Here is a 15313-nt window from a genome sequence, read left to right as displayed (position 1 = left end):
GATGCCGGAACGCAGCCCCTGGCCCTACCCCCGCTGGGTCGCGCACCGCGGCGCCGGCAAGCTGGCGCCTGAAAACACGCTCGCCGCCTTCCGCTTCGGCGCCTCGCACGGCTACCGCATGTTCGAGTGCGATGCCAAGCTCAGCGCCGACGGCGTGGTCTTCCTGATGCACGACGCCACGCTCGATCGCACCACCAACGGCCATGGCATCGGCGGCCAGCAGGCGTGGAGCGCGCTGTCGCAGCTCGACGCCGGCGGCTGGCATTCGCGCGCCTTCGCGGGCGAGCCGCTGCCCACGCTGGAGAACCTGGCGCGCTTCTGCCGTGCCAACGAGCTGCTGCTGAACATCGAGATCAAGCCCACGCCCGGCACCGAGCGCGAGACCGGCGAGGTGGTGGCACGCGAAGCCGCGCGCCTCTGGCAGGGTGCGGCCGTGCCGCCGCTGCTCACTTCGTTCCAGGTCGACGCACTGAAGGGCGCACAGGCCGTGCAGCCCGAGCTGCCGCGCGGCCTGCTGCTCGACACGCTCTGGAACGGCTGGCTCGACACCGCGCTGAGCCTGGGTTGCCAGGCCATCGTCTGCAACCAAGCGCTGTGGGACGCCGCCACCGTGGCGCAGGTGCATGGCGCGGGCCTGCGCTCGCTGAGCTACACGGTGAACGACGAATGGGCCGCGCAGCGGCTCATCGACCTGGGCACCGACGGCATCATCACCGACCGGGTGGACCTGTTCAGTCCTGCGGGCTGACGCTGCATTTCTTACCCGTTCTTACGTCATGGCGGCTTCTATGATGCGGCCATGAATCGGACCTCTCGCCTCGCGGGCCTGCGCCTCCCCGCCCTCCTGGCTCTGTGGGCCCTGCTGACGTGCGGCGGCGCCTTCGCGCAGCCGGACGCCAGCATGAACGCCGGCAACGGCAACCCCAACAACAGCGCCAACACCGCGACAGCCGCCGCCGCGCCGCCCACCATCGCGGAGCTGCGCGCGCAGTTCGCCCGGATCGCCCCTTCGGGCAAAGCCAACGCCACGGTCGTTCCGGGCGCCGAAGACGACGCACGCAAGCAGCTCGCGCAGATCAACGAGATCGGCGTGCAGGCCGACAAGTTCGTCGCCGCCCGCACCGGCGAGCTGGCCGACCTGAACGCGCGGCTCGGCGAACTCGGCAACCCGCCCGCCGCCGGCGCCACCGAAGACCCCAACATCACGCGCCAGCGCGCGCAGCTGACCAAGGAGCGCAATGCGCTCGATGCGGACATCCGCCTGGCCAAGCTGCTGGCGATCGACGTGCGCCAGCGCGGCACCGACGTGGTGTCGCAGCGGCGCCAGCAGTTCGAGGCCGAGCTCACCAGCCGCGCCGCCTCGCCGCTCGGCAGCGAGTTCTGGGACGACCTGCGCGAGGCCTGGCCCGACGATTTCGAACGGCTGCAGGCGATCGGGGCGGCGCTCGGCGACGGCTTCGACCAGGCGCTGCAGCCCGAAAGCCGCACACCGGTGATCGCCTCGTTCATCGGCGCGCTGCTGCTCGCATGGCTGGGCGTCTGGGCCGCCGAGCGCGGGCTGGCGCGCCTGGCCACGCGCGTGCTGCCGGCCGGGCGGCTGCGCCGCTCGCTGCTGGTGATCGCCATCGTCGCGACGCACGTGCTGCTGGTCGCCGTGGCCGCGCACGGCGTCGTCGAAGTGCTCAAGGCGCACGCCACGTGGGACGCGCAGGCGCGCAAGGCGCTGCAGTCGGCGGCGCAGACGCTGACCTTCATGGCGTTCATCATCGGCCTGGGGCGCGGGCTGCTGGCCACGGGGCGGCCGTCGTGGCGCCTGCCGGCCATTCCCGACCTCACGGCGCAGCGCCTGTCGGCACTGCCGTGGCTGGTGGCGCTGGTGGCCGCGCTGGCGTGGACGCCCGCCGAACTCAACGCGCTCATCGACGCCAGCTTTGCCGCCGTGGTCACCACGCATGTGGCGACGGCGCTGCTGCTCACCGCGCTGGTCGGCACCGTCGTGTACCGCCTGAAGGCGCTGCGCGCCGACGCACCCGACGCCGGCCTGCCCGAACGGCCGATGTGGGTCGGGGTGCTGGTGGCGCTGATCGTGGTGCTGGTCATCACCATCTGGGTGCTGGTGGCTTTCGGCTACGTGGCGCTGGCGAGCTTCCTGGCCTCGCAGCTCACCTGGAGCGGCATCGTCGCGGCGGCCTTCTATGTGCTGTTCAAGTTCGCCGACGACCTGTTCATGGCCGTGGTGTCCTCGCGCAGCGCCTCCGGCCAGCGGCTGCAGAAGAGCTTCGGCCTGGCGCCGCAGACACTCGACCAGGCGGCCACGGTGCTCTCGGGCCTGAGCCGCGTGGCGCTGTTCTTCTACATGCTGGTCGCGCTGGCCGCGCCGCTGGGCACAGGCCCGGGCGAGGTGTTCCAGCGCGGCGGCAAGCTCGGCACCGGCGTGAAGGTGGGCGAGTTCCAGCTGGTGCCGGGCGCGATCCTCAGCGCCGTGGCCGTGGCGGTGGTCGGCTTCATCGTGCTGCGGGTGTTCAAGCGCTGGCTCTCGCGCAGCTACCTGCCGAGCACGCAGTTCGAGCCGGGCATGCAAAGCTCGATCACCACGCTGCTGGGCTACGTGGGCGGCATCCTGGTGGTGGCGTTCTCGCTGTCGGCGCTGGGCATCGGCATCGAGCGCATCGCGTGGGTGGCGAGCGCGCTGTCGGTGGGCATCGGCTTCGGCCTGCAGGCCATCGTGCAGAACTTCATCTCGGGGCTGATCCTGCTGGCGGAGCAGCCGGTGAAGGTGGGCGACTGGGTGGTGCTGGGCACCACCGAGGGCGACGTGCGGCGCATCAACGTGCGCGCCACCGAGATCCAGTTGGGCGACCGCTCGACGCTGATCGTGCCGAACTCGGAGTTCATCACCAAGACCGTGCGCAACATGACGCTGGCCAACGCGGAAGGCCGCGTGCTGATCCGCCTGCCGATGCCGCTGACCACCGACGCGCAGCGCGTGCGCGAGCTGATCCTCGAGGCCTGCCGCGCGCACGAGGGCGTGCTGGAAACGCCGGCGCCCTCGCTCACGCTCGAGGGCATCGAGAACGGGCTGCTGATCTTCCAGGCCATCGCCTACGTGCCGAGCCCCCGGCTGGCGGGCGGCGTGCGCAGCGACCTGCTGTTCACGATCCTCGACGCGCTCAAGCAGGCCGACCTGCCGCTGGCCACGCCCACGACGCTGGTGATGGCGGCGCCCGCGCCGGTGCTGCCCGCCGAACCGTCGCCTGCGCCGGCCACGCCGGCCTCTCCTTTGCCGGGCACCACGAGCACCTGAGGCATCCGCCTCTCTATTCGAGCGGCAGCGCTCCCGTGCACTTGATCTCGTTCAGGCACACGCTGGAGCGCACCGCCGACACGCCCGGCATGTGCATCAGCGTGTGCATGAGGAACTGCGACAGCGCCTCGAGGTCGCGCGCGACCACCTTGAGCACGTAGTCGAAGTCGCCGGTCACCGAGTAGCACTCCAGGATCTGGCGCATGTCGGCGATCAGGTCCTGGAACTTGGGCAGCTCGTCGACATGGCCGCGCGCCATCGTGACGTGGATGAAGGCGATCACGCCCAGCCCGATGTGGCGCGCATTCAGCCGCGCGGCGTAGCCGCTGATCAGCCCCAACTCTTCGAGCCGCCGGTGGCGCCGCAGGCACTGCGCGGGCGACAGCTGGGCCACCTCGGCCAGGTCCAGGTTGGAGGCTCGGCCGTGCGCCTGGAGGTGGTCCAGAATCCGCCGATCGGTCCGGTCGAGTTCGATGATCTGCAATTTCGTCTCCTCGTAGGAATCAATGATGAAATTATGTTTCCTAAAGCGGGGAAAGCCCGAGGCATTCATGCACCTTAATTGTGCAAAGTACGATCTAGACTTCGACGCGCCCGGACGGCGTTGCGCCACGCCGGGCCGCTGAATTGCGCGCCCTGGTGCTTTGCCGGTGCCTTGCCGGCGGCTTCGAACGCACCCACACCCCTTTCCCCACCCGGAGACCCTTACGTGAAAAACGCTTTGCTTCGCACCCCCTTCAGCGCCGTGGCCCTGGCCCTCGGCGTGCTCGCCGCCGCACCGGCCCTGGCCGCCGACAAGTCGGTCGCCGTGACCGCCATCGTCGAGCACCCGGCGCTGGACGCCGTGCGCGACGGCGTGAAGGAAGAGCTGAAGGCCGCCGGCTACGAAGCAGGCAAGAACCTCAAGTTCACCTACCAGAGCGCCCAGGGCAACGTGGGCACCGCCGCCCAGATCGCCCGCAAGTACGTGGGCGATGCGCCCGACGTGATCGTCGCCATCGCCACGCCGTCGGCGCAGGCGACCGTGGCCGCCACCAAGACCATTCCCGTCGTGTACTCGGCCATCACCGACCCGGTGGCCGCCAAGCTGGTGAAGAACTGGGAGCCCTCGGGCACCAACGTGACGGGCGTGTCCGACCTGTCGCCGCTCGAGAAGCACATCGACCTGATCAAGAAGGTCGTGCCGAACGCCAAGCGCGTCGGCGTGATCTACAGCCCCGGCGAAGCCAACTCGGTGGCCATCGTCGAGTCGCTCAAGAAGGCCGCCTCGGCCGCCGGCATGACGGTGGTCGAAGCCGCCGCCGCGCGCACGGTCGACGTGCCCACCGCTGCCCAGAGCCTGGTCGGCAAGGCCGACGTGATCTACACGCCCACCGACAACAACGTGGTCTCGGCCTTCGAGGGCATCGTGAAGGTGGCCCAGCAGGCCAAGCTGCCCGTGGTGGCCGCCGACACCGCCACCGTCGAGCGCGGCGCCGTGGCCGCGCTGGGCCTGAACTACACCGACATCGGCCGCCAGACCGGCAAGATCGTGGTGCGCATCCTCAAGGGCGAGAAGCCCGGCACCATCGCCTCGCAGACCAGCACCAGCTTCGAGCTGGTGGTGAACCCCGGCGCGGCCAAGCTGCAGGGCGTGACCCTGTCGGACGCGCTGCTGAAGTCGGCGAAGGTCGTCAGCACCAAGTAAACGCCGCCCCGGCGGGCCTTCTGCTCCCGGCGCAGGCCGGGCGCCGGGGCCCGCCGACTGCGCTCCCGCCGGAAGCCCCCATGTCCCTCATTGCTTCGCTGGGCGCCATCGAGATCGGTCTGATTTTCGGACTGGTCGCGTTGGGCGTCTTCATGTCGTTTCGCATCATCAACTTTCCCGACCTCACGGTGGACGGCAGCTTTCCGCTGGGCGCCGCCGTGGCCGCGACGCTCATCGTCGCGGGCTGGAACCCCGCCGCCGCCACGGCCGTGGCCTGCGTGGCCGGTGCCGCCTCGGGCTGGCTCACGGCCTGGCTCAACGTCAAGCTGAAGATCATGCAGCTGCTCGCGAGCATCCTGGTGATGATCGCGCTGTACTCCATCAACCTGCGCGTGATGGGCAAGCCCAACGTGGCGCTCATCACCGAACCCACCGTGTTCAGCATGGTCAGCTTCGGCGGCATGCCCGAGCAGTGGGCCAAGCCGCTGCTGCTGCTGATCATCGTGATCGCCGCGAAGATCGTGGTCGACCTGTTCTTTGCCTCCGAAGCGGGCCTGGCGATGCGCGCCACCGGCGGCAACGCGCGCATGGCGCGGGCCCAGGGCATCTCGACCGACTTCCAGACCATGGCGGGCCTGGCGCTCTCCAATGCGCTGGTGGCGCTGGCCGGTGCGCTGTTCGCGCAGAGCCAGGGCACGGCCGACATCTCGATGGGCGTGGGCACGATCGTGATCGGCCTGGCCGCCGTGATCATCGGCGAGACCCTGCTGCCCGCGCGCAGCATGGTCATCACCACGCTGGCCTGCGTGCTGGGTGCGCTGCTGTACCGCTTCTTCATCGCGATGGCGCTGAACACCGACTTCATGGGCCTGCAGGCGCAGGACCTGAACCTGGTCACCGCCGTGCTCGTGGCGTTCGCGCTGCTGGTGCCCGCCTACAAGCGCAAGCTGGGCGGACTCTTCAAGGGGAAGAACTGATGCTGCGCGCCCAACAACTCGAAATCACCTTCAACCCGGGCACGCCGATCGAGAACCGCGTGCTGCGCGGCCTGAGCCTGGACATTCCGACCGGCCAGTTCGTCACCGTGATCGGCTCCAACGGCGCGGGCAAGTCGACCTTTCTCAATGCGATCAGCGGCGACCTGATGGTCGACAAGGGCCGCATCGACATCGACGGCAAGGACGTGACGCGCCTGAACGCCTGGCAGCGCTCGGGCATGGTGGCACGCGTGTTCCAGGACCCGATGGCCGGTACCTGCGAGGCGCTGACCATCGAGGAGAACATGGCGCTGGCGTGGAAGCGCGGCGAGCGGCGCGGCTTCGGCTTTTCGCTCAACCGCAACCTGCGCGAGCTGTTCCGCGAGAAGCTGTCGATCCTGAAGCTGGGCCTGGAAAACCGCCTGGCCGACCGCATCGGCCTGCTCTCGGGCGGCCAGCGCCAGGCCGTGAGCCTGCTGATGGCCTCGCTGCGGCCCTCGCGCATCCTGCTGCTGGACGAGCACACGGCCGCGCTCGACCCGAAGACCGCCGCCTTCGTGCTGGAGCTCACCGCCAAGATCGTCGAAGGCAGCCAGCTCACCGCGATGATGGTCACGCACAGCATGCGCCAGGCGCTGGACTACGGTTCGCGCACCGTGATGCTGCACGAAGGCCAGGTCATCCTCGACGTGGCCGGCGACCAGCGTTCGGGCCTGGACGTGCCCGACCTGCTGCGCATGTTCGAGCAGACGCGCGGCGAGAAGCTGGACGACGACAAGCTGCTGCTCGCTTGATGGACGCAGCGCCTTCTCTTCTCGTGCGCGACATGCGCGCGGACGACCTCGAGGCCGTGCTGGCGATCCAGCTCGCCTGCTACGGCGCGGGCTTCGTGGAGGACGGCGTGCTCATCGCGCGGCGGCTGGCGGCCTCGCCGCACACCGGCTGGGTGGCCGAGCACGGCGGCGCCGTGCAGGCCTACCTGGCGGCCTACCCCTCGCAGCGCGGCAAGCTCACGCCGTTGCACGGCGATTTCGAGGTGGCGCCCGACGCCGACGCGCTCTACCTGCACGACCTGGCCGTGCACCCCGAGGCCTCGGGGCTGGGCCTGGGGCCGCGCCTCGTGCGCCACGCCTGGGCCCACGCGCTGCGCGCAGGCTGGCGGCACTCGACGCTGGTGTCGGTGCAGGCTTCGGTGGGGTTCTGGGAGCGCCAGGGTTATGCGGCCACGGCACCGGCCGACGACGCACAGCAGGCCCGGCTGGCAACCTACCCCGGGGACTCGGTCTACATGGCCCGCCGGCTGGACTGAGGCCGGCTCAGCGGCCCCAGCCGCGCATCGCGAGCCACTGCACGGTGCCGCAGACCACCGCCAGCGCGGCATAGGTGACCATCGAGCCGTCGCGTCCCGTGACGATCAGCCCGGCCAGCGAGGTCAGCAGGCCGGCTCCGAAGGTGATCGCCCATTGCATCCACCAGCGCGGGATGCCGGTGCGCGGGCCGCCGAGGAAGCGCCCGACAGCCACGAGCACCAAGGCGATGAAGGCCGCCGGTGCCGCAAAATTAAGCAGGTGGTTGAAGAGATCCAGCAGGTCCATGAGGGGCTGTGAGTGAGCGCAAGGCCATGTGGCGGCGCATATGGCTGTCATAGGGAAAGCCATTTGCCCCTCGGCAAACCTCGCCCGGCTGCTGATTTTATAATCATGGCCATGTCAGTCTGGGCTCTCGGCTTGAACCACACGACCGCGCCGCTCGATCTGCGCGGTCGTTTCGCGTTCGCGCTCGACCAGATCGCCCCGACGCTGCACAGCCTGCGCAGTTCTTTTGGCAGCAGCAGCCACCCGCAGGTCGAGGCCGCGATCATCTCGACCTGCAACCGCACCGAGATTTATTGCGCCTCCGAGCACATCGCGCTCGACCACACCTTCGGCTGGCTGGCCCAGAGCGGCGGCGTGGCCCCCGCCCTGCTGCGCTCGCACGCCTACACCCTGCACGACGACGAAGCCGCGCGCCATGCCTTCCGCGTGGCCAGCGGGCTCGACTCCATGGTGCTCGGCGAGGCCCAGATCCTCGGCCAGATGAAGGACGCCGTGCGCGCGGCCGAAACCGCCGGCGCGCTCGGCAGCACGCTCAACCAGTTGTTCCAGCGCTCGTTCGCGGTCGCCAAGGAAGTGCGCACCGCCACCGAGATCGGCGCCCATTCGATCAGCATGGCCGCGGCCGCCGTGCGCCTGGCCGGCCAGCTGTTCGAAGACCTGCGCAAGACCCGCGTGCTGTTCGTCGGCGCGGGCGAAATGATCGACCTCGCGGCCACGCACTTCGCGGCCAAGGAGCCCAAGGCCATCGCCATCGCCAACCGCACGCTGGAGCGCGGCGAAAAGCTGGCTTCACGCTTCGGCGGCGAAGCCATGCGCCTGGCCGACCTGCCGGCGCGGCTGGCCGAGTTCGACATCGTCATCAGCTGCACCGCGAGCACGCTGCCGATCATCGGCCTGGGCGCCGTGGAGCGCGCGCTCAAGGCACGCAAGCACCGCCCGATGTTCATGGTCGACCTGGCCGTGCCGCGCGACATCGAACCCGAGGTGAAGGCCCTCGAAGACATCTACCTGTACACCGTGGACGACCTCGCCCAGGTCGTGCAACAGGGCCAGGCCAACCGCCAGGCCGCCGTGGCACAGGCCGAAGTCATCATCGACGCCGGCGTGCAGAGCTTCATGCACTGGCTGGGCCAGCGCGGCACCGTGCCGCTGATCCAGCAACTCAACGCGCAGGCCGACGAATGGCGCGCCACCGAAATGGCCCGCGCGCGCAAGCTGCTGGCCAAGGGCGAATCGATCGATGCGGTGCTCGAAGCCATGTCGCGCGGCCTCACGCAGAAGATGATGCACGGCGCCATGGCCGAGCTGCACGCGGGCGATGCCGCCTCGCGCGAACAGACGGCGCAGACGCTGTCGCGCCTGTTCCTGCGCAAAGAGCGTTAGCGACGACGCGCGTCGATGGCCCCGCTCGCCGCGCGGGCCGCGCTTTTCATGCGCCCTGCCGCTGCACTGCGGCGTTCCTCTCCCCCCTTTTTCGAGCCCCTTCCGTCGTGAAATCCTTCCTGCGCCACCAACTCGAACGCTACGCCCAACGCCTGGGCGAGCTCGACTTCCTGCTCTCGCGCGAAGACATCATGAGCGACATGGCGCAGTACCGCACCATCTCGCGCGAGCACGCCGAGGTCACGCAGATCGCCGGCCGCTATGAGCGCTTCAAGCAGCGCGAAGCCGACATCGCGGGCGCGAAGGAGATGCTCGACGACCCCGACATGGCCGAGATGGCCAGGGAAGAAATCGCCGGTGCCGAGGCCGAGCTGGTGCAGCTCGAAGACGAGCTGCAGCGCCTGCTGCTGCCCAAGGACCCCGACGACGCGCGCAACGCCTTCATGGAAATCCGCGCCGGCACGGGCGGCGACGAATCGGCGCTGTTCGCGGGCGACCTGCTGCGCATGTACACGCGCTACTGCGAGCGCGCCGGCTGGCGCTGCGAAGTGGTGAGCGAGAGCGAAAGCGAGCTCGGCGGCTACAAGGAAGTGGTGATCCGCATCGTCGGCGACGACGTGTTCGGCCACCTGCGCTTCGAATCGGGCGGCCACCGCGTGCAGCGCGTGCCGGCCACCGAGACGCAAGGGCGCATCCACACCAGCGCCTGCACGGTCGCCGTGCTGGCCGAGCCCGACGAGACCGTGGCGGTGCAGATCAACCCCGCGGACCTGCGCATCGATACCTACCGCGCCAGCGGCGCCGGCGGCCAGCACATCAACAAGACCGACTCGGCCGTGCGCATCACGCACATCCCGACCGGCATCGTGGCCGAGTGCCAGGACGACCGCAGCCAGCACCGCAACAAGGCCAAGGCGCTGCAGGTGCTGTCGGCGCGCATCCAGGAGAAGGACCGCAGCGAGCGCGCGGCCAAGGACGCGGCGATGCGCAAGGGCCTGATCGGCAGCGGCGACCGCTCGGACCGCATCCGCACCTACAACTTCCCGCAGGGCCGGCTCACCGACCACCGCATCAACCTCACGCTCTACAAGCTGCTCGCCATCATGGAAGGCGACCTGGGCGATGTGCTCGAGGCGCTGCGCGCCGCGCGCGAGGCCGAGCAGCTGGCCGAGCTGGAATCGAGCCTGCCCGCGTGATGACCGAAGCCTCCGCCCCCTCCACCGTGGCGCAGGCACTGGCCGCGGCCATGGCCCTGGGCATCGACCGCCTCGACGCCCAGCTGCTGCTGCTGCACGCGCTGGGCCGCCCCGTGAACGACCGCGCCTGGCTGCTCGCGCACGACACCGACCCGTTTCCCGGCGAGGCCTGGCCCGCGTTCGCGCGCCAGCTGTCGCGCCGCACGGCGGGCGAGCCGGTCGCCTATCTGCTGGGCGAGAAGGAATTCCACGGCCTGCAGCTGCAGGTCGATGCCCGCGTGCTGGTGCCGCGCCCCGACACCGAGACGCTGGTCGAATGGGCCCTGGCCTGCCTCGATGGTCGCCCCGCCCCGCGCGTGCTCGACCTCGGCACCGGCAGCGGCGCGATCGCGCTGGCGCTGCAGCATGCGCGCCCCGACGCGCAGGTCGACGCGGTCGATGCCAGCGCCGACGCGCTCGCCGTGGCCCGGGCCAACGCGCAGCGCCTGGGCCTGCCGGTGCGCTTCACCGAATCGAGCTGGCTCGACGGCGCCGCCGACGGCTACGCAGTCATCGCCAGCAACCCGCCGTACATCGCCGCCGGCGACCCGCACCTGCCCGCGCTGCGCCACGAGCCGACCCGCGCGCTGGTCGCGGGCGCCGACGGCCTCGACGACATCCGCCAGATCGTGCGCGACGCCCCTGCCCACCTGGCCGACGGCGGCTGGCTGCTGCTGGAGCACGGCCACGACCAGGCCGAGGCGGTGCGCCGGCTGTTGGCCGAACGCGGTTTTGCCGAGGTGCAAAGCCGCGACGACCTCGCCGGCATCGCGCGCTGCTCCGGCGGCATCTGGCGCACGGTGAAATAATCCCCCCAGCCCACTTTTCTTCAGGAGTCCCCATGTCCGACGCTCAACAACGTATCGACGACCTCGTCAAGTCCAACGAACTCGTGCTCTTCATGAAGGGCAACGCCAGCTTCCCGATGTGCGGCTTCTCGGGCCGCGCCATCCAGATCCTCAAGGCCGTCGGCGTCGACACCAAGGCGCTCAAGACCGTCAACGTGCTCGAAGACGACGGCATCCGCCAGGGCATCAAGGAATACAGCAACTGGCCCACCATTCCCCAGCTCTACGTGAAGGGCGAATTCGTGGGCGGCTCGGACATCATGATGGAGATGTACGAGTCGGGCGAGCTGCAGCAGGTGATCGGCGGCGGCGCGTCCGCCTGAGCCTTCCGCTCCCTGTTTGACGGGCGCCGCGCCCCGCGCGCGCCCGAACCCGGTGCCAGTCATGGCACCATGGCGGTCTACAACGTGCCGCCATGACTCTCACCCAAAGCCTGCTCATCATCGCGCTGCTGATCGCGATGAGCGCCTTCTTCTCCCTCGCCGAAATCTGCCTGGCCGCCTCGCGCCGCCTGCGTCTGCGCCAGATGGCCGACGAGGGCGACCCGCGCGCGGAAAAGGTGCTGCGCGTGCAGGAGCAGCCGGGCCACTACTTCACCGTGGTGCAGATCGGCCTGAATGCGGTGGCGATCCTCGGCGGCGTGGTGGGCGAAGGCTCGCTGAGCCCGTATTTCGCCCGCTTCTTCGAGAACTGGCTGAGCGTGGAGGTGGCGGCCAACATCGCCTTCCTGTGCTCGTTCGTGATCGTGATCGCGGTGTTCCTGGTGTTCGCCGACCTGTTCCCCAAGCGCCTGGGCATGAGCGCGCCCGAACGGCTTGCCGTGCGCATCGTCGGGCCGATGCTGTTGCTGATCACCGCCTTCAAGCCGCTGGTGTGGTTCTTCACGCGCGCGACCGACCTGCTGTTCAAGGTGCTGGGCATGCCGATGGCGCGCGACGACAAGATCACCTCGGCCGACATCCTCGCCATGACCGAGGCGGGTGCGCAGGCCGGCGTGCTGGCGGCACGCGAGCAGCAGGTGATCGCCAACGTGTTCGAGCTGGAAACGCGCCTCGTCAGCAGCGTGATGACCGCGCGCGAGAGCATTGCCTGGTTTTTGCACGACGACCCCGAGTCGGTGCTGCGTGCGCGCATCGTGGCCGAGCCGTTCTCGGCCTACCCGGTGTGCGACGGCGACATCGACCACGTGCTGGGCTACGTGGACGCCAAGGACATGTTCCAGCGCGTGCTCAGCGGCCAGCCGCTGGCCTTCGACCAGGGCCTGACGCTGCACAAGGCGCTGGTGATTCCCGACCGGCTCTCGCTCACCGAGGTGCTCGAGCAGTTCCAGCAGGCGCGCGAAGACTTCGCGATCATCGTCAACGAGTACAGCCTGGTGGTGGGCGTGATCACGCTCAACGACGTGATGAGCACGGTGATGGGCGACCTGGTGTCGACCTCGACGCCCGAAGAAGAGCAGATCGTGAAGCGCGACGAGAACTCGTGGCTCATCGACGGCATCACACCGATCCAGGACGTGCAACGCGCACTGCACATCGACGAGCTGCCGCATGCCGAGGAATACGAGACGCTGGCGGGTTTCCTGATGGTGATGCTGCGCCGCGTGCCCAAGCGCACGGACAGCGTGACCTGGGGCGGCTACACCTTCGAGGTGATGGACGTCGACAGCTACCGCATCGACCAGGTGATGGTCACCAGGGGCTCGGCCACCGCGAAGGCCGTGGTCGCCGACTGAGCGACAGTGTTCAGGCGGCCGAGCGGTCGCGCTCGCGGTCCTTGTCGGCGTACGCCCAAAGCCGCTGGTTCGCGAACACGGCGTCCGGGTACGGCGCCCGGCCCCGGCTGCCGTTGTAGCGGCCCAGCGTCATGAACAGGTCGCCCTTCTCGCGGTCGAGGTAGTGGCGCAGGATCACGCAGCCGAAGCGCAGGTTGGTCTGCATGTGGAACAGCTTGGCGGAGTCGCTGTCGCCGATCACGCGGGTCCAGAACGGCATCACCTGCATGTAGCCGCGCGCGCCCGCACTGGAGACCGCGAACTTGCGGAAGTTGCTCTCGACCTGGATCAGGCCCAGCACCAGGCTCACGTCGAGCCCCGAGCGCTTGGCCTCGTACCAGACGGTCTGCAGGAACTCGATGCGCGTGGACGCATCGGCCACCTTCTTGCGCAGGCGCTCGCTCATCTCGCCGAGCCACCGCAGGTACGCAAGGCGGGCCTCGGTGTCGGCAAACTGCGGCACCGGCGGCGCCTTGTTGTGGATGGCCGAACTCAGCGCAGTGCGCACCGAGTCGATCAGCGGCTCTTCGATCTGCGCGCCGGCCCAGGCCGTTTGCGGCAGCGACAGAACTGCCAGGGCGCCTGCCGCAGCGCTGCCCACACCTAACAGGCAGCTGCGTCGCGAAAGACCCCCCGCCACGCTCATGCCGCGAGCTTGCCGGCGATGAAGTCGGCGATGCCGGCCACGGGCACCTTGGTGGCGGCGGTGTCGCGCCGGCCCTGGTACTCGAGCTGGCCTTCCTTGAGGCCGCGGTCGGAGATGACCACGCGGTGCGGCACGCCGATCAGCTCCCAGTCGGCGAACATCGCGCCGGGGCGCTCGCCGCGGTCGTCGAGCAGCACGTCGACGCCCTTGGCCAGCAACTCTTCATAGAGCGCTTCGGCCGCGACCTTGACCTCGGGGCTGCGGTCCATGCCGATCGGGCAGACCACCACCGTGAACGGCGCCAGCGCGTCGGGCCAGATGATGCCGCGCTCGTCGTGGTTCTGTTCGATGGCGGCGGCCGGCAGGCGCGTGATGCCGATGCCGTAGCACCCCATTTCGAGGAACTGCGGCTTGCCGCCTTCGTCGAGGTAGGTGGCGTTCATGTCCTTGCTGTACTTGGTGCCCAGCACGAAGACGTGGCCCACTTCGATGCCGCGCTCGATGGCCAGCACGCCCTTGCCGTCGGGCGAGGCGTCGCCGGCGACCACGTTACGCAGGTCGGCGACCAGGTCGGGCTCGGGCAGGTCGCGGCCCCAGTTGACGCCGGTCATGTGGAAGTCGATCTCATTGGCGCCGGTGATCCAGTCGGCCAGCACGGCGGCTTCGCGGTCGGCCACGAGCTTGACGGGCTTCTTGAGGTTCAGCGGGCCGAGGTAGCCCGGCTTGCAGCCGAAGTGCTCGTCGATCTCGGCGGTGGTGGCGAAGCGGAAGCCCTTGTCGAGGCCCGGCAGCTTGCTGACCTTGATCTCGTTCATGTCGTGGTCGCCGCGCAGCAGCAGCAGCCAGACCTGCGCGCCCTGGATGTTGCCGGCATCGTCGAGGATGTCGGTGGCCAGCACCAGCGACTTGACCGTGGTGGCCAACGGCACGCCGAGCAGCTCGGCCACGTCGGCGCAGGTGCTCTTGCCGGGCGTGGGCGTCTTCTCGAGCGCGTTGGCGGCGGCGGGACGCGGGCCGGCCGGGGCCAGCGCCTCGGCCTTTTCCATGTTGGCGGCGTAATTGCTGTCGGGGCAGTAGACGATGGCGTCTTCGCCCGTGGCGGCAATCACCTGGAACTCTTCGCTCAGGTCGCCGCCAATGGCGCCGCTGTCCGCCGCCACGGCGCGGTAGCGCAGGCCGAAGCGGTCGAAGATGTTGCGGTAGGCCTGCGCCATCACCTGGTAGCTGGCCTTGGCCGCGTCGAGGTCGCGGTCGAAGCTGTAGGCGTCCTTCATGATGAACTCGCGCCCGCGCATCAAGCCGAAGCGCGGACGGCGCTCGTCGCGGAACTTGGTCTGGATCTGGTAGAAATTCTTCGGCAGCTGCTTGTAGCTGCGGATTTCCTGGCGCGCGATGTCGGTCACCACTTCTTCGCTGGTCGGCTGGATCACGAAGTCGCGGTCGTGGCGGTCCTTGATGCGCAAGAGCTCGGGGCCCATCTTGTCGAAGCGGCCGGTCTCCTGCCAGAACTCGGCCGGCTGCACCACGGGCATCGTGAGCTCGACGGCGCCGGCGCGGTTCATTTCCTCGCGCACGATCGCCTCGACCTTGCGAATCACGCGCAGGCCCATGGGCATGTACGTGTAGATGCCCGTGCCGAGCTTCTTGATCATGCCGGCGCGCATCATGAGCCGATGGCTCGCGACCTCGGCGTCAGCGGGCGCTTCCTTCAGGGTGGAGACAAAAAATCGGGAAGCTTTCATCGGGATCGCGCAGGTGGGTTCGAAGTGAGGAGGGAGACAGGCACCCCGGAGAGACCCTGAGAGCCCGGAACCGGTCGCTTGCCGAGGGCAACCCGGCATGCATAATCGACTCAGTTCAAAAA

The 15313-nt window shown here is 69.2% G+C and carries 15 protein-coding genes; 11 read left to right on the top strand and 4 right to left on the bottom strand.

From position 1 onward, the window contains the following. Position 1 precedes the first annotated feature (1 nt). Both ugpQ and AC3WQM_RS05535 read left to right on the top strand, forming a co-directional pair. Positions 2–748, top strand: coding sequence for a glycerophosphodiester phosphodiesterase (gene ugpQ / locus AC3WQM_RS05540; protein ID WP_492677274.1), 747 nt, complete (start codon positions 2–4; stop codon positions 746–748). A 51-nt stretch (positions 749–799) separates the two neighbouring features. Next, a complete protein-coding gene (locus tag AC3WQM_RS05535) occupies positions 800–3304 on the top strand; it encodes a DUF3772 domain-containing protein (protein WP_492677273.1) in 2505 nt (834 codons plus the stop codon). Positions 3305–3317: 13 nt separating this feature from the next. Here the strand turns inward: AC3WQM_RS05535 and AC3WQM_RS05530 are convergent, their stop codons facing one another. After that, complete coding sequence (locus AC3WQM_RS05530) at positions 3318–3788, bottom strand: Lrp/AsnC family transcriptional regulator (RefSeq protein WP_056578260.1); 471 nt, start codon at positions 3786–3788, stop codon at positions 3318–3320. A 225-nt stretch (positions 3789–4013) separates the two neighbouring features. On the opposite strand from AC3WQM_RS05530, the gene AC3WQM_RS05525 reads away from it, so the two are divergent. From AC3WQM_RS05525 to AC3WQM_RS05510, 4 genes are all read left to right on the top strand, one after another. Beyond that, on the top strand, positions 4014–4991 hold the full coding sequence (locus AC3WQM_RS05525; RefSeq protein ID WP_492677272.1) for an ABC transporter substrate-binding protein: 978 nt from the start codon (positions 4014–4016) through the stop codon (positions 4989–4991). A gap of 80 nt (positions 4992–5071) precedes the next feature. Then, entirely contained in the window at positions 5072–5968 is an 897-nt protein-coding gene (locus AC3WQM_RS05520; RefSeq protein ID WP_062474491.1) for an ABC transporter permease, read from the top strand. Beyond that, a complete protein-coding gene (locus tag AC3WQM_RS05515) occupies positions 5968–6762 on the top strand; it encodes an ABC transporter ATP-binding protein (protein WP_492677271.1) in 795 nt (264 codons plus the stop codon). Before AC3WQM_RS05520 ends, AC3WQM_RS05515 begins: the two co-directional genes overlap by 1 nt. Continuing rightward, entirely contained in the window at positions 6762–7277 is a 516-nt protein-coding gene (locus AC3WQM_RS05510; protein ID WP_492677270.1) for a GNAT family N-acetyltransferase, read from the top strand. The genes AC3WQM_RS05515 and AC3WQM_RS05510 overlap by 1 nt, the downstream gene beginning before the upstream one ends. A 7-nt stretch (positions 7278–7284) precedes the next feature. Here the strand turns inward: AC3WQM_RS05510 and AC3WQM_RS05505 are convergent, their stop codons facing one another. Then, positions 7285–7563, bottom strand: a complete 279-nt coding sequence (locus AC3WQM_RS05505; RefSeq protein WP_492677269.1) for a hypothetical protein — start codon at positions 7561–7563, stop codon at positions 7285–7287. A 111-nt stretch (positions 7564–7674) separates the two neighbouring features. Here AC3WQM_RS05505 and hemA point away from each other — a divergent pair, with 111 nt between their 5' ends. From hemA to paeA, 5 genes are all read left to right on the top strand, one after another. Then, entirely contained in the window at positions 7675–8946 is a 1272-nt protein-coding gene (hemA, locus tag AC3WQM_RS05500) for a glutamyl-tRNA reductase (RefSeq protein ID WP_139700143.1), read from the top strand. 107 nt (positions 8947–9053) lie between these two features. After that, positions 9054–10142 carry a peptide chain release factor 1 gene (gene prfA, locus AC3WQM_RS05495; RefSeq protein WP_492677268.1) on the top strand — a complete coding sequence of 363 codons (1089 nt, stop codon included), beginning with the start codon at positions 9054–9056 and terminating at the stop codon, positions 10140–10142. Continuing rightward, a complete protein-coding gene (prmC, locus tag AC3WQM_RS05490; protein ID WP_492677267.1) occupies positions 10142–10990 on the top strand; it encodes a peptide chain release factor N(5)-glutamine methyltransferase in 849 nt (282 codons plus the stop codon). The genes prfA and prmC overlap by 1 nt, the downstream gene beginning before the upstream one ends. A 32-nt stretch (positions 10991–11022) precedes the next feature. Then, positions 11023–11352: a Grx4 family monothiol glutaredoxin gene (gene grxD, locus AC3WQM_RS05485; protein ID WP_056578246.1), complete on the top strand. Its 330-nt coding sequence runs from the start codon at positions 11023–11025 to the stop codon at positions 11350–11352. A 92-nt stretch (positions 11353–11444) separates the two neighbouring features. Then, positions 11445–12764, top strand: a complete 1320-nt coding sequence (paeA, locus tag AC3WQM_RS05480) for a polyamine export protein PaeA (RefSeq protein ID WP_492677266.1) — start codon at positions 11445–11447, stop codon at positions 12762–12764. Positions 12765–12774: 10 nt separating this feature from the next. On the opposite strand, the gene AC3WQM_RS05475 is transcribed toward paeA, so the two are convergent. Beyond that, complete coding sequence (locus tag AC3WQM_RS05475; protein WP_492677265.1) at positions 12775–13449, bottom strand: lytic transglycosylase domain-containing protein; 675 nt, start codon at positions 13447–13449, stop codon at positions 12775–12777. After that, positions 13446–15191 carry a proline--tRNA ligase gene (locus tag AC3WQM_RS05470; RefSeq protein WP_492677264.1) on the bottom strand — a complete coding sequence of 582 codons (1746 nt, stop codon included), beginning with the start codon at positions 15189–15191 and terminating at the stop codon, positions 13446–13448. Before AC3WQM_RS05470 ends, AC3WQM_RS05475 begins: the two co-directional genes overlap by 4 nt. Positions 15192–15313 lie beyond the last annotated feature (122 nt).

The organism is Variovorax sp. FW301-JW7, assembly GCF_058788795.1.
Note: the sequence above shows the minus strand (reverse complement) of the source record. Positions and strands in the feature narration are given on the sequence as shown.

Excerpts from the sequence above, each read along its gene's own strand:
- AC3WQM_RS05515 (WP_492677271.1), top strand. The coding sequence starts at position 5,968 with ATGCTGCGCGCCCAACAACTCGAAATCACCTTCAACCCGGGCACGCCG.
- grxD (WP_056578246.1), top strand. The coding sequence starts at position 11,023 with ATGTCCGACGCTCAACAACGTATCGACGACCTCGTCAAGTCCAACGAA.
- hemA (WP_139700143.1), top strand. The coding sequence starts at position 7,675 with ATGTCAGTCTGGGCTCTCGGCTTGAACCACACGACCGCGCCGCTCGAT.
- AC3WQM_RS05520 (WP_062474491.1), top strand. The coding sequence starts at position 5,072 with ATGTCCCTCATTGCTTCGCTGGGCGCCATCGAGATCGGTCTGATTTTC.
- AC3WQM_RS05505 (WP_492677269.1), bottom strand. The coding sequence starts at position 7,563 with ATGGACCTGCTGGATCTCTTCAACCACCTGCTTAATTTTGCGGCACCG.
- AC3WQM_RS05470 (WP_492677264.1), bottom strand. The coding sequence starts at position 15,191 with ATGAAAGCTTCCCGATTTTTTGTCTCCACCCTGAAGGAAGCGCCCGCT.
- prmC (WP_492677267.1), top strand. The coding sequence starts at position 10,142 with ATGACCGAAGCCTCCGCCCCCTCCACCGTGGCGCAGGCACTGGCCGCG.
- AC3WQM_RS05535 (WP_492677273.1), top strand. The coding sequence starts at position 800 with ATGAATCGGACCTCTCGCCTCGCGGGCCTGCGCCTCCCCGCCCTCCTG.
- AC3WQM_RS05475 (WP_492677265.1), bottom strand. The coding sequence starts at position 13,449 with ATGAGCGTGGCGGGGGGTCTTTCGCGACGCAGCTGCCTGTTAGGTGTG.
- AC3WQM_RS05510 (WP_492677270.1), top strand. The coding sequence starts at position 6,762 with ATGGACGCAGCGCCTTCTCTTCTCGTGCGCGACATGCGCGCGGACGAC.
- ugpQ (WP_492677274.1), top strand. The coding sequence starts at position 2 with ATGCCGGAACGCAGCCCCTGGCCCTACCCCCGCTGGGTCGCGCACCGC.
- paeA (WP_492677266.1), top strand. The coding sequence starts at position 11,445 with ATGACTCTCACCCAAAGCCTGCTCATCATCGCGCTGCTGATCGCGATG.